This is a genomic window from Chlamydia sp. 04-14 (genome assembly GCF_036632095.1).
Taxonomy (GTDB): Bacteria; Chlamydiota; Chlamydiia; order Chlamydiales; family Chlamydiaceae; genus Chlamydia.
On record NZ_JAPYKW010000002.1, the window covers coordinates 219,222 to 232,683 of the forward strand.

Here is a 13,462-nt window from a genome sequence, read left to right on the forward strand (position 1 = left end):
TCCCATTTCTCAACCTAGAGAGTTGGGAGGGAGTATAACAAAAAACCCAATTTTCTTTCTTGAACTTAGCAAGTGGCTAGATTAGAAAAATCCTAGGAAATATCTAGAAGACCATAAAATCCCTTTATAGTAATATCCTGCTTTATCCCAGGAAGCTCTCTCGAAGAGATCCTGAGGAACCCCTATTCTCTTAGGGGCAGGATTGAATTTAATGACTTACAGTTGTAGGAAAATATGAAGTTCGTCGTATCCCGAAATGAGTTAGGAAATCTTATAAAAAAAATCCAAAGCGTTGTTCCTCAAAATACTCCTATTCCTGTGCTCACCCATGTACTTATCGAAACATGTAACGATGAGCTTGTCTTTACCGCTACAGATCTTACGGTAAGCACCCGATGCGTAGCCCAGGCAAAGGTCTATGAATCAGGCGCGATTTCCATTCCTTCTAAAAGATTTTTTCAACTAGTAAAAGAATTAACAGAGGCTAATCTTGAAATCTCCGCAACTACCGGAGAAATGGCAAAGATTACCTCAGGATCTTCTTGTTTCCGTCTACTTAGCATGGGCAAAGAAGACTTCCCTATGCTCCCTGACATCCAAAATTCTGTACGATTTACTCTCCCTGCAGAACAGCTTAGAGAGATGTTACAACGTACATCTTTCGCCGTTTCTCGAGAAGAAAGCCGTTATGTTCTTACGGGAGTTTTATTAACCATTGCTAATGGTATTGTTACTGTAGTAGGTACTGACGGAAAACGACTAGCAAAAACTGATCTGGAGATCTCTTTAGATAAAAGCTTTTCTGGCGATTATATCATTCCTATTAAAGCCGTTGAAGAAATTATTAAACTCTGTTCTGAAGATTCCGAAGCTACTATCTTCTTAGATCAGGCAAAAATTGCTGTGGAGTGCGGTAACACATTATTAATTACCAAACTACTTTCTGGGGAATTTCCCGATTTTTCTCCAGTAATCTCTACGGAAAGTAGTGTGCAATTAGATCTTCATAGAGAAGAGTTAATTACCTTATTAAAACAGGTAGCGTTGTTTACTAATGAATCTTCGCATTCCGTAAAGTTTACCTTTACTCCCGGGGAGCTCACTTTAACAGCAAACTGTACAAAAGTTGGTGAGGGTAAGGTTAGTATGGCGGTAAACTATTCTGGAGAGCTATTAGAAATTGCCTTCAATCCTTTCTTCTTCCTCGATATCTTAAAGCATAGTAAAGATGAGTTAGTACGCTTAGGCATTTCAGATTCTTATAATCCAGGAATCATTACTGATTCTACTCGTAGCCTATTCGTTATTATGCCAATGAGATTGCATGATGATTAATGAAGATTATTTCCCTGCGTCTTAAAAATTTCAGAAACTATAAAGAAACTGAGGTTTCTTTATCTCCAGATATGAACTACATTTTTGGAGAAAATGCCCAGGGAAAAACAAATCTTCTTGAAGCCCTTTATGTTTTATCTTTAGGCAGGTCTTTCCGTACCTCACATCTTACCGAGGCTATTTTCTTTGGCGCTTCTCATTTTTTTCTGGAAATGACCTTTGAAAAAGATGGATTTCCTCATACGCTATCTACCTATGTAGATAAGCAAGGAAAAAAAATTCTTTGTAACCACTCTCCTATAAAAACCTTATCGCAATTGATAGGTATGGTGCCTATTGTTCTATTTTCCTCTAAAGACCGCTCTTTGATTTCCGGAGCTCCCGCAGACCGCAGACTGTTTCTGAATCTACTTTTATCTCAATGCGATCCTCAATATAAACATTCATTATCTTATTATCACCGAGCCTTATTACAAAGAAACACTCTACTCAAAACCAAACAAACTTCCACGTTATCAGTTTGGGATGAGCAACTTGCTACTCTAGGCGCCTATCTAACGTTAAGCCGGCACTCTTGCTGCGAACAACTAAATAAACTAGTTCAAGAATTATGGAGTAATTCCTTATCAGAACAACTACGCATTAAATTTAAAAGCTCACTAATTAAACAAGATAAGGTTTCTCCAGAGCTTATTGCTGAGGAACTTAGAAAACAGCTAACAACAGCACTACATCGTGATTTAGAATTAGGAACTACGTCTGTAGGTCCTCATCGTGAGGACTTTACTTTAATGATTAATGATCTTCCCGTTGCACAATTCTCTAGTGAAGGTCAAAAACACAGTTTACTCGCCGTTCTTAGACTCGCAGAATGTCTTTATATAAAAGAGATCTATCACGCATGTCCTTTATTCTGTATGGACGATATTCATGCAGGATTAGACAATCAGAGAATCTCACAACTACTCGACCTTGCTCCTACTTTAGGACAAACCCTAATGACCTCTACAAATACCCCTCATCAAACATTATCTGAAACCAGTAGGATCTTTTCAGTTAATCAAGCTCAAATATCAATTCATTCACATTCGATTATTAAATAGTAATTTTTTATTACTTTTATAATTAACCGCTTAATTATTTTTTAAAATAAGTTAATTAAACACGCTGGTTTTTAATAAAAAACTTATTAAAATAATTATATCGGTGTGCAAATGAATAAATTATTATTAATTTTACTATTCTTAATATCTGGAACGTCCCTTTTGGCAGATACTTCTATAATTCAAACACTTCCGTCAGGAATTGGTGGGATTAGAGAAACATCTCAGCAAAAAGAGTCAGTAATCTGCGTTCACGCATTTTTAAGATCTTACAGGTCGTTAAAACCTATTGGTAATGTCTTAGAAAAAGAAAATTACGACGTATTTATCTGGAACTATGAAACTCGCAAATTTACATTAGAAAGACATGCGGATCATCTTGTTAAATTAATTAAAAAGATAGCAGAGTTAAAGCCTGGTGTTCCCATCAACTTCGTAACACATTCTATAGGAGGTGTTATTGTTCGAGTGGCCTTGGCTAAACCTGACTGCCCTCAAGAAGCAAAGTGCGGTAAAGCCATACTCATGGCTCCTCCAAATGCAGGATCCACATTAGCAAGACGTTATAGATCGTTGGCGATTGTGCAATTTATCTTTGGAGGGAAATTAGGTAGACAGTTACTTACCTATTGCCCAAGAAAAATGCTTGATGTTGGTAAGCTCCCTTCTACAGTAGAAGTCCTTATTCTTAGTGGCAATAAACGCAGTAGATTTCTTCCCTTCCGTCTAGAATGTGAAAATGATGGGAAAGTATGCACGGTAGAGACTTGCTTGGATACTCCTCACAAGGGATATGTGATTAATACAAATCACACTTACATCATCACAAACAGAAAGTCTATTTTTCTCATGAGAGAGTTTTTAAAACACGGCAGCAAAACTGCAGCTATAGAACAAGTCCCTGAGGAAATAGAACAGAAGGTAAAGGAAAATAAACAGAAGAGCTCCAGGCTAAATACGAGCAAAAACAAGGATATCTACGTTATCCATTGTTTCGGCTCTCACCCTTATAATCTTTACGGTTTTCCCAAAACCTGGAAACCTAACTCACAGCAAAAAAACGAAATAAATCCTGAAACGTTAGGAAAATAAAGAAAGCTATCAATAATAAAGAAAATGGGATTAACATTTTCTCAATAAGCTTCATATTCAAACGACGCCTTGAAATCATTTCCCAAAGGCAAAGTACAATGTAGCCTCCATCCAAAACAGGAATCGGAAGAAGATTTAAAACCGCTAAATTGATGCTTACTAACCCTATCCAAAATAAAGCTTCAGAGATTCCTAGGGACCATCCTTTATGTAGCATATGAACAATCCCTACTGGACCTGATAGCCATTGAGGATTCAGACGGCCTACAACTAAAGCTTTCATAGTGCGCAAACTATCTTTAGAAATATTAATGATCAAAGCATCCGGAGTAGGATTATACTTTACAGTCATATCCTTCAAAGGAATGCCAAGAGATAGTTTTTGTTTTTCTATTTCTATTCTATCTAGATAATAACGCTGTTGATCCTGATTCTTAAACTTTTTCGCCATTTCACGACGTTTATTTAAAAGATCATCGGAATAAATGCTTATCCATGGCTTAGGTTGAATCGGAGATAATAAACGATACTGACCTGATTCACGTACTTCTTGAGCACTTCCTATTGAATTAATAATTGCCAATAGGTCTTTAGCATCATAAGAACGAATAAACCTTTCATCAGCTATTGAAGAATCTACATCCTCAAGTTGCTCAGAAGTCATTTTTTGAATAATTATGGATACCTTATGGTTCTGAACCAAACGCAAAATATCCGTGCTTCCACTAACAGGAGTACCATCTATAGCTAAAATACGATCTCCCAACTCCAATTTATCTTCCATAGGAGGAAATGGAGATTCTGGATCTATAGGCTGCAACTCTCCTTCTACATAACCATAACTATTGATCATATAAGGCAAAGTATACAAAGAAGACCATTTACCTTTAATGCCGGCTTCGTACTGATTATCGATAAGTTCATTCCTTACATAAGGAGATAAATATAATGTGCTCGCTAGCATTCTAGGAATGCGTAATGATATTTCCTTGTCATAACGAGAAACTTTAACAAATGCGTAGGCTTCATTAAGTATCTGAGAAACTTGCATCGGAGAAAATAAAATTTGTCCATCCATCCATACCAATCGATCGCCTGGTAGTATATTCGCTGAATACATGGGAGATTCTTTTGAAATAGGCTCCTGATAACGATATAAAAGATAACTAGCTCCAGCGAGAGGGATACCATTTTTATTAACATCAAATTCTGTATCCAAGGAAAATTCTGTAGAAGTTTTTGAAAGATATGCGGGATGTACTCCCTTAAAAGACAGACGTCTGTCTAATAAAGCTGAGGTAATAGCATCTTTATCCGAGTAATAGGGTTTGCCATTACATGTAAGAATCTCGTCACCAAGATTTAAACCTTTTTCTTTTAAAATAGGATTCACCCAACCAACAATACGAGAATACTCAGAGTAAGCCTTATTTCTACCTCCCGAGATATAAAGTGCACCAAAAGCCACAAAAGCCAATAAAATATTAGCTATAGGACCTGCGGCAAGAACAACGATTCTTTTCCATGGAGATTTGCTAAAAAAACCCTGAGGTATATCGTAAACAGAATCAGGATCGGCATCTACACCCTTTTCTCTTTTGTCCATACCCTTGATACGAACATAACCACCGAAAGGGAAAATACCTACACGGTATTCTATGTTTCCAATTTTCCTTTTATATAAAGCCGGACCAAAACCAATACTAAAACTCTCAACAGCCATACCTACAGACTTGGCTGCTAGTAAATGACCCAGTTCATGGATCAATACCAAAACCCCCAAAGCAAGGGCTGCAAGAATAAAATATATTATTGTCATATACGTACCGGGTTATATCTCTTGAGCAAGGGCTCGAGCTTCCTTATCAACAGCAAAGACATCGTCTAATGAAGTGCATGGAGAAACTCTATAATTTTCCATAAGCCTTGTTAACTTATCTAGAATATCGCACCAAGCAATTTCTTCTGTTAAAAATCTTTGAACTAAAACCTCATTAGCGGCATTAAAAAATGGTCCCGAAGATCCTTTCTCTTTTAATACCCATCTAGCCAAACCAATACTTGGAAAACGCTCCTCATCTATAGGAAGAAACTCTAATGTTTGTTTTATAGAAAAATCTATCCCTTTATGAGGTGTTGGACAACGTTTTGGAGTGGTTAATACATGTTGTATGGGAAACAGCATGCTAGGAGGATTCATTACAGAAAGCACCGTCCCGTCTTGAAACTCTACCATACCATGAATTAAACTTTGAGGATGAATTACAGCATCTATTTCCGCATTTTCCAATCCAAATAACCAATAAGCTTCTATTATTTCCAAGCCTTTATTTACCAATGTCGAAGAATCTACAGTAATTTTAGCTCCCATATTCCATATAGGATGTTTCAATACATCCTCAATAGTCACGCGATTTAATTCTTCTCTAGACTTGTATAATAAAGGGCCCCCAGAAGCAGTTAATAATAACTTTTTTACTTCCGAAGGATTTTTTCCCTCTAAACATTGATATAGGGCATTATGCTCACTATCTATAGGCAAAATTGTTGTTTGATATTGCTTGGCAATCCCTCTGATAATTTCGCCAGCAGAAACTAAAACTTCTTTATTTGCTAATGCTAGAGTTTTCCCCAATTTCATTGCTTCTATAATTGCCGGTAGAGCCACAACACCTGAGGATGCGGCAACAATAGTATCAATTTCTACAGCTGTAGCAGCTGCTAATAATCCTTCTTCACGAAGAAATGCTTTGACATTAGGAAATTCTTTACGAACTTCAAAATAAACTCGTTCGTCATATACAGAAACTATAGAAGGAGAAAACTCTCGAATTTGTTCGAAAAATAAATCCTTATTATTACCGTATGAAGCAAGAGCGACCACATTGAACAGGTGAGGATGAGACCTAATAATTTTTAAAGTCTGCTGCCCTACACTTCCAGTGGATCCGAAAATGGCTAAATGTTTCAAATAGTAACCTTAACAAATTGAAAAAAAAATCATAACTCCTAGATTAGAGAGTTGTCAATTCTGTATTCAGGCTATTTTTTGAATAAAGTTTTTTATAGGCTAACTTCTTTCCATAATGAAATAAAGAAACAACAACATAAAAAGCCATTAATATAAAAACTGAAATACCTGAAGTTGATAATCCCACATCATATGATGTTAAAATTGCTCTAGAACATGCAGGAGCAGCTAAAGCTGTAAGAGCACCGAAAATTAAAGACCAAAAAAGCATGCCTCGTACAGAAACAACAAAAACTTTCGCAATAAGTCCAGGGATTAATAAGAAAGCTAAAGCCATCAAAACTCCAACTGCTCTAAATGCTCCTACTAGGCTCGCTGACAATTGTAGAATAATTAAGTAATCAATGATTTTTACAGGGATCCCTAAAGAAGAAGAGAATACTGAATCAAAAGAAACACAAACAAAACTACGAAATCCAATCACAGAAACAAATAGATTAACCAAAAGAATCGTATAGACAGGGAAAATATCGCTACGGGTTAATGAATCTGCATTACCTAAAATAAGTTCAGTTCCTATATGTGCATTACGCGTTAGAAATACTAAAAGAAGTAAACTCATCGAAAATAACAAAGAGAATACTAGAGCGGTACTTGCTTCTTCAGGAACCCGAAAAATATTTCTTATAAAATGAATAAGAAAACCTGTAAGTAAGGCGGTTGAAACAGACGCTAAAGTAAGAGTTCCCAAAGATAATGATGTTAATTGATGAGTGAATAAACAAATACTCACTAAACCAAATAATACTGTATGAGAAACAGCATTGGCATACATTGCCATCTTCTTCAAAACCAAAAAACTTCCGACAAATGCTCCACAAAGAGCAATAGCCAAGAATACGATAACCTGAATATCATCGATAAACAAGTGTCCTTGAAATAGCTCTCCAGAAAAAAATCTTGAGAAAAATACAATGAAAAATTGAACAAAGGATACCCCATGATATGGGGAAAAGGCTCCTATCATAGCTCCTCCTTCTTTTTTGGTTTCTCTGGAATTAATTTATCATGTGGATCGTAATGAGGATTATCTAACATTTCTGTAATCGCATAATCTAACTCATCTGTTAAAACATGCTCCATTTCTTCTGCGAAACCATGAACATCTTCTTCCTTGAATTCTAAAGAATGTACAAGATAGCATTCCCATAATCTGTGAGCTCGAACTAACTTTTTTGCCCTGATCTTTCCTTTCTCGCTAAGACTCCAGCGATAATTCCTGTGTTTTAAAAATCCCTGACATTCAAGAAGCCAAATTCTAAATCTTGGGAAAGGCTTTGGGCCAAAATATTCCTGATATTTATGTGAGCAAACAAAATCACGTGCACCCACCTCAGGCAATTGATCTTCTAATAAATACCAAAATACTTTCAGCAAATGCTCTTGATTCTTCGAAAATGAAAAACGCTTCCTACGTATGTAGCGTATTACCCATCCTGATTTTGGAGAAAACATCAAACAAAGGAAGGTTAGGCAACCAGATATAACAACAACAAGCGGTCCTGTGGGCAAAGTAATTACACCCGCATGTCCAGAAACATTACAACTAAAAGCTACTGAAACATAACTACCGAGGGCGCCACAAATTCCTCCAAACAAACAGGAAAGAAGGAAAATAACATTTAACCTATCAGATAATTGACGGGCAGCCAAGGAAGGCGCAACGAACATCGAAGATATCAATACGATACCCACAGAACGCACACCACTCACAATCACTAAGGAAATAAATATAAGGACAATACTTCCTGAAATACGGGTACTTAATCCACAAGTTGAAGCATAATCTTTATCAAAGATAGTTACGACAATTTGACGATACCACCACCATAAAGTTATTAAAGAGACAAGAAAAACAAAGGCTGCAAGCTTAGCTTCTACATAACCTAAAGTAGCTGCCTGCCCATATAAATAAGCGTTGATACGATTATATAATAAAGGACAGCAATCTTTCACATAGCTAGCTAAAATAACCCCCACGCCAAAAAAAACAACGAGAACAAAACATAAAGAAGCGTCTTTATGAACTCTTAATATTCTTTCTAAAAATACTATAATTCCATACCCAGAGATAGCAGCCAAACAACCAAAAATAATCACTAGGATTATAGAGTCTGTGAAAAAAGAGACTTTATAACTTAATAAAGCTCCCAGAAGTAGTCCCGGATAAGAAGCATGAGAAAGACTTTCGCTTAGAAGAGGTTGTCTACCTACAAGCAACAGAGTCCCCCATAGAGCAGTTGTCATGCAAATTAAAGTAACAGCCAGGAAGCTCGACAAAAAAATAGAATCAATAAAAACGCAATTGAGCATTTAATACGCTCCTTGTTGCTTTCCTCTGGATAGTTTAAGGGTGCGCTCTAAAAGCTCTAGCTCACAACCATAAGCTTGAAAAATGTTTTTATTAGTTAAACATTCATCAACGGGTCCAGAACAAATGAGATGCTTATTCAATAAGATGATGTGATCAAATAATTGGCGTACATGACTAAGGTCATGATGCACTACAACGATAGTTCTTCCCTGTTCTTGCAAATCACGCAACACGTCTACGACAGTCTGATACGAAGCCATATCTATAGCAGAAAACAATTCATCCATAAGATATAGATCTGCTTTTTGCATAAGGGCTCGAGCAAGAAATGCTCTTTGTTGCTGTCCACCCGATAGCTTTCCTATTTGTCTATTAGCCAAAGCAGATAAACCTACGCGCTCTAAAATATTGTAGGCTTCCTTACGATCATCAGCCGTTATTCTTCCCCACATTCCTTTGTATCCATAGCAACCCATGAGAACAAGATCTAGAACCGTCATCGGGAAATCCCAATCCACACTAGCTCTCTGCGGCATATAGGCAACACGTTGATGTACTTTTTTAAATTTATTTCCAAAAAACAAAGTATGGCCCGCAGAAGGTCGTATTAGTCCAAGTGAAGTCTTTAAAAGAGTACTCTTTCCCGCACCATTGGGGCCTAAAACTGCTGTCAAGGATCCTCTCCTTAAAGAAAAGGAAACATGGCATAACACATCCGAATGATCATAGTTCACACATAGATCATGTACTGACCAAGCAATTTCATTTTGTCTATTCAAGAAATAGTTCCTCCTAGCTCTTCGGTAATTGTACAAACGTTGTGCTTAAATGTATTAAAGTAGTCATGCTTAACATTATCACTATATAAAGGACGATTTGCCAATCGGACACTATGTCCTTTTTTTAAGCATGAAACAATTTTTTTAAGAGCATCTTGATTTAAAGTATCTTCGGGAAACATAACAGTAACATTATGTTCATGGATATAATCTACAACGAGCATGATATCGCGAATACTAATCTGAGCTTCAGGAGATATTCCTTCAGGAGAAATGCATCTCTTGTTCCAAACATTTGCTTTCACCTCTTCTGGAGTTGCTAGATAACGTCTCGTGAAATAACTAAAAGCATTGTGACCTGAAACCAAATATCTAGATTCTTCGGGTATTGTAGACAAACATCTTTTCGCCCAACTATCCAACATTTGCATTTCTTCTATTAGTGCCTCGGAATTAGCAGAGAATTCTTTTTCATATTCTGGAAATTCAGAAATTAAAGCAGCCGTTATCTCTTTAGTTCCCTCTGTCCAAATACTAATATCTGTCCAAATATGCGGGTCATAGAATCCATCTTCTTCCAAAGGAGAAAACACTTCACGAGCTATTAATCGTTCTCCAATATTTATAGCCTTGGGATTGCCTTCTAAATGCTTGCGCAGGCTTGCTGTATGTTCTAAACCGAGACCATTACAAAAAATAAGCCTACTCATTGCCATTTTATCCTCATCACCTTTAACCATCTCGTACGCATGAGGATCTATAGCGCCATCGATAAGGACTATTGAACAAAGTTTATCTCCTACAATTCTAGACACACAATCATGTATCATCCGATTCATAGATAATACATAAAGTTTATTATCACTATTGTGCACCTTATAAGAAGAGCATCCGGAAACAATAAAAATTAAAACTAAGCAGATTGAAAGTTTTACTCTTTTGAACAGACGTGCCAACAACATATGCCTCCATTTAGGAAGATTATTCTCAAGAAATTAATAAAATCGGAACAATGAAAATCATAAGGTATATAAAAGACACAAAAAAATCCCGCTATTTATTTAGAAAATCTGATGTAGGATGTAATAAAGACGGAAATAATGAAAAAGAAATCAGAAAGATGAATTTCATATCTTTTCGCATTTTATAAAAGAAACAAAAAAACAAGTTTCATGACAATGAAAAGGCTTTTAATTATAAAGAAATAAATGTTACAGCTAAAGACTTTTTGTCCTTATGATTGTTTCTTTTAAAGTTATTTATGAAACAAAACGATCTTTTCCCGGAAAATAACATTGCGAAAAAAAGCAAAATCCAACATAAATTACGTCTCTAAATAAACAGAACTTTAATTTTATTTTTCTAAACGTTAAATTGAAAGTATGCCAAATTCTTTCTTATAAAATTTGTAAAGTAAGCATCGATTAATTTTTTACGAAGATTTAGCAAGTTATAAAGGTGGGTTTCATGGCCGTAGAACAGTCGAATATAAATGAAGAAATAGAAAAACTGATCTTAAAAGCTATTAGAAAGGTCTGCGGAGATAAGGAAAACGATTTATGTCGCTATCTTCCCGGACCGAGTGGTGGCTATATGCACCATTTTACATTAAAAAAAATGAAAAGCGCGGCCCCCGAACAGTTTCTAAAAATGTTAAAAACATTTATTTTAGAATCCGATTCGCCACGAGCCATTAATCCAAAACCTCGAGCCCCTAGAGGATCTAAAAAACGCAGAGACTTTATCAACTTTACGAAAACCGATATAGAGCGTGTTTTAGAATTAGCCAGACAAGTGGGAGACAAAGATCTCCTAGCACGGTTTAGCCCAAAAAAGCCCCTACCTTCTTTAAAAAGAGAGCTTATTCGTTCCATCCGCAATGGAGTGGTTAGCGTTGAGCTATGGAATGCATATGTAGAGGCAGTAAGAACTAATTCTTCAAGTTTAGATTCTCCTCAGTCTTTTGTTTAAAAGACTTTACAATCGGCTAAATAAAGTAAATATTTTAGCCGATTTTCTCTAGTCTCTCGAGTGTTCTAGGAGTACCTCCGGTTTCTCCTCTCCTTTTTTCTTGTCAATAGAGAAAAAAATTGGTATGCTAGAAGGCTAAAAAACTAAAAATTAATTGTTTTAAAGACAAAACTATTAATAACTTATAAATTATAAAACTAAGCTATTTCAGAGGGTAAATATGACACAAACAGCGGAAAAACCTTTTGGAAAATTGCGTTCCTTTCTTTGGCCAATACACATGCATGAGCTGAAAAAGGTGCTGCCAATGTTCCTAATGTTCTTCTGTATTGCGTTCAACTACACCGTGTTACGTGATACAAAAGACACTCTTATCGTAACGGCTCCCGGCTCTGGTGCAGAGGCTATACCCTTCATCAAACTGTGGCTTGTCGTTCCCTGCGCTGTTGTCTTTATGCTTATCTATGCCAAGCTAAGCAACATTTTAAGTAAACCGGCCCTCTTCTATACAGTTATCACCCCCTTCCTCTTATTCTTCGCTCTATTCCCAACATTAATTTATCCGTTCCGCCACATTTTACATCCAACGGATTTCGCTGATAAATTACAAACTATCCTCCCTCAAGGATTGATGGGCTGCGTGGCAATGTTAAGAAACTGGACCTTCGCCGCATTTTACGTACTTTCCGAGCTATGGGGAAGTGTTATGCTTTCTTTGATGTTCTGGGGTTTTGCTAATGAAATTACCAAAATCAGCGAAGCTAAGCGTTTTTACGCTTTATTCGGAGTAGGCGCTAATATCGCTTTATTGGCTTCTGGACGCTCTATTATCTGGGCTTCTAAGCTACGTGCTAGTGCTGCAGGGAACACGGATCCTTGGGGACTTTCTCTATACCTCTTAATGAGTATGGTTATTCTTTCCGGTGGTGTTATTATCTTATGCTACTGGTGGATGAATAAATGTGTTCTTACTGATCCTAGGTTCTATGATCCTAAAGAATTAAACAAAGCTAAGAAATCTAAACCAAAGATGAGCATGAAGGAAAGCTTCGCCTATTTAGCAAGATCCCCTTACATGTTATTATTAGCCCTCCTTGTTATTTGTTATGGGGTTTGCATTAATCTCGTAGAAGTTACCTGGAAGAGCCAATTGAAGATGCAATACCCAAATGCTAACGAATATAGCCAATTTATGGGTAATTTCTCATTCTGGACTGGAGTCGTTTCTGTTATCGTAATGCTATTTATCGGCGGTAACGTTATCCGTAAATTTGGTTGGTTAACAGGAGCTCTTGTAACACCAGTTATGGTATTGTTAACAGGCGTGCTTTTCTTTGTTCTAGTTATCTTCAGAGATCAAGCTTCTGGAATCGTAGCTATGTTAGGAACTACACCACTAATGCTTGCTGTTATGGTGGGAGCTATCCAAAACATCCTATCTAAATCGACGAAGTATGCTCTCTTTGATGCAACCAAAGAAATGGCCTACATTCCATTGGATCAAGAACAAAAAGTTAAAGGAAAGGCTGCTATTGACGTAGTTGCTGCTCGCTTCGGAAAATCCGGAGGTTCCTTAATTCAACAAAGTCTTCTAGTAATTTGTGGAAGTATTGGAGCCATGACTCCTTACCTAGCAGTAGCCCTTTTTGTGATTATTGCCGTATGGTTAGTCTCAGCGACAAAACTTAATAAACTGTTCTTAATTCAATCTGCGATCAAAGAACAAGAACTTGCAGGAGAAGAAGCAGCTGTTGCTTCCGAAGCTGCTAGTTCTTCATCAACAATTCAGGGAACACCTGCTGTTGAGAACGCTTCTTCGTAATTGAAGTAGGAATCT

11 protein-coding genes are annotated in these 13,462 nt (G+C 36.7%); 5 read left to right on the forward strand and 6 right to left on the reverse strand.

What is annotated here, in order from left to right; all coding sequences use genetic code 11:
• Positions 1-234 precede the first annotated feature (234 nt).
• The 3 genes from dnaN to O6937_RS03560 all read left to right on the forward strand — a co-directional run bounded on the left by dnaN (position 235) and on the right by O6937_RS03560 (position 3,530).
• Positions 235-1,335 carry a DNA polymerase III subunit beta gene (gene dnaN / locus O6937_RS03550; protein ID WP_332390288.1) on the forward strand — a complete coding sequence of 367 codons (1,101 nt, stop codon included), beginning with the start codon at positions 235-237 and terminating at the stop codon, positions 1,333-1,335.
• Positions 1,335-2,438 carry a DNA replication/repair protein RecF gene (gene recF, locus O6937_RS03555; protein WP_332390289.1) on the forward strand — a complete coding sequence of 368 codons (1,104 nt, stop codon included), beginning with the start codon at positions 1,335-1,337 and terminating at the stop codon, positions 2,436-2,438. Before dnaN ends, recF begins: the two co-directional genes overlap by 1 nt.
• A gap of 111 nt (positions 2,439-2,549) precedes the next feature.
• A complete protein-coding gene (locus tag O6937_RS03560; RefSeq protein WP_332390290.1) occupies positions 2,550-3,530 on the forward strand; it encodes an esterase/lipase family protein in 981 nt (326 codons plus the stop codon).
• Here the strand turns inward: O6937_RS03560 and O6937_RS03565 are convergent.
• From O6937_RS03565 to O6937_RS03590, 6 genes are read right to left on the reverse strand one after another with little or no spacing between them, the layout of a single operon-like run.
• The gene (locus O6937_RS03565; RefSeq protein ID WP_332390291.1) at positions 3,481-5,349 is read right to left on the reverse strand and encodes a site-2 protease family protein; all 1,869 of its coding nucleotides are present in this window, start codon (positions 5,347-5,349) and stop codon (positions 3,481-3,483) included. The genes O6937_RS03560 and O6937_RS03565 overlap by 50 nt on opposite strands.
• 12 nt (positions 5,350-5,361) lie before the next feature.
• Positions 5,362-6,501: a 1-deoxy-D-xylulose-5-phosphate reductoisomerase gene (gene dxr / locus O6937_RS03570; RefSeq protein WP_332390292.1), complete on the reverse strand. Its 1,140-nt coding sequence runs from the start codon at positions 6,499-6,501 to the stop codon at positions 5,362-5,364.
• 43 nt (positions 6,502-6,544) lie between these two features.
• On the reverse strand, positions 6,545-7,528 hold the full coding sequence (locus O6937_RS03575; RefSeq protein WP_332390293.1) for a metal ABC transporter permease: 984 nt from the start codon (positions 7,526-7,528) through the stop codon (positions 6,545-6,547).
• Positions 7,525-8,874: a metal ABC transporter permease gene (locus O6937_RS03580; RefSeq protein WP_332390294.1), complete on the reverse strand. Its 1,350-nt coding sequence runs from the start codon at positions 8,872-8,874 to the stop codon at positions 7,525-7,527. The genes O6937_RS03575 and O6937_RS03580 overlap by 4 nt, the downstream gene beginning before the upstream one ends.
• On the reverse strand, positions 8,875-9,654 hold the full coding sequence (locus tag O6937_RS03585) for a metal ABC transporter ATP-binding protein (protein ID WP_332390295.1): 780 nt from the start codon (positions 9,652-9,654) through the stop codon (positions 8,875-8,877).
• The gene (locus tag O6937_RS03590) at positions 9,651-10,616 is read right to left on the reverse strand and encodes a metal ABC transporter solute-binding protein, Zn/Mn family (protein WP_332390296.1); all 966 of its coding nucleotides are present in this window, start codon (positions 10,614-10,616) and stop codon (positions 9,651-9,653) included. The genes O6937_RS03585 and O6937_RS03590 overlap by 4 nt, the downstream gene beginning before the upstream one ends.
• Positions 10,617-11,121: 505 nt before the next feature.
• Between O6937_RS03590 and ddbA the strand changes: the two genes are divergently transcribed.
• Positions 11,122-11,625 (forward strand): DNA binding protein DdbA, encoded by a 504-nt coding sequence (ddbA, locus tag O6937_RS03595; RefSeq protein WP_332390297.1) that lies wholly within the window; start codon positions 11,122-11,124, stop codon positions 11,623-11,625.
• Positions 11,626-11,845: 220 nt separating this feature from the next.
• Positions 11,846-13,447, forward strand: coding sequence for an NTP/NDP exchange transporter Npt1 (gene npt1 / locus O6937_RS03600; RefSeq protein ID WP_332390298.1), 1,602 nt, complete (start codon positions 11,846-11,848; stop codon positions 13,445-13,447).
• The last annotated feature ends 15 nt before the right edge of the window (positions 13,448-13,462 follow it).

Bases quoted from the DNA above. Each gene is read 5' to 3' on its own strand.
- O6937_RS03565 (WP_332390291.1), bottom strand. From the start codon at position 5,349: ATGACAATAATATATTTTATTCTTGCAGCCCTTGCTTTGGGGGTTTTG.
- npt1 (WP_332390298.1), top strand. From the start codon at position 11,846: ATGACACAAACAGCGGAAAAACCTTTTGGAAAATTGCGTTCCTTTCTT.
- O6937_RS03560 (WP_332390290.1), top strand. From the start codon at position 2,550: ATGAATAAATTATTATTAATTTTACTATTCTTAATATCTGGAACGTCC.
- recF (WP_332390289.1), top strand. From the start codon at position 1,335: ATGAAGATTATTTCCCTGCGTCTTAAAAATTTCAGAAACTATAAAGAA.
- O6937_RS03590 (WP_332390296.1), bottom strand. From the start codon at position 10,616: ATGTTGTTGGCACGTCTGTTCAAAAGAGTAAAACTTTCAATCTGCTTA.
- O6937_RS03575 (WP_332390293.1), bottom strand. From the start codon at position 7,528: ATGATAGGAGCCTTTTCCCCATATCATGGGGTATCCTTTGTTCAATTT.
- dnaN (WP_332390288.1), top strand. From the start codon at position 235: ATGAAGTTCGTCGTATCCCGAAATGAGTTAGGAAATCTTATAAAAAAA.
- O6937_RS03580 (WP_332390294.1), bottom strand. From the start codon at position 8,874: ATGCTCAATTGCGTTTTTATTGATTCTATTTTTTTGTCGAGCTTCCTG.
- ddbA (WP_332390297.1), top strand. From the start codon at position 11,122: ATGGCCGTAGAACAGTCGAATATAAATGAAGAAATAGAAAAACTGATC.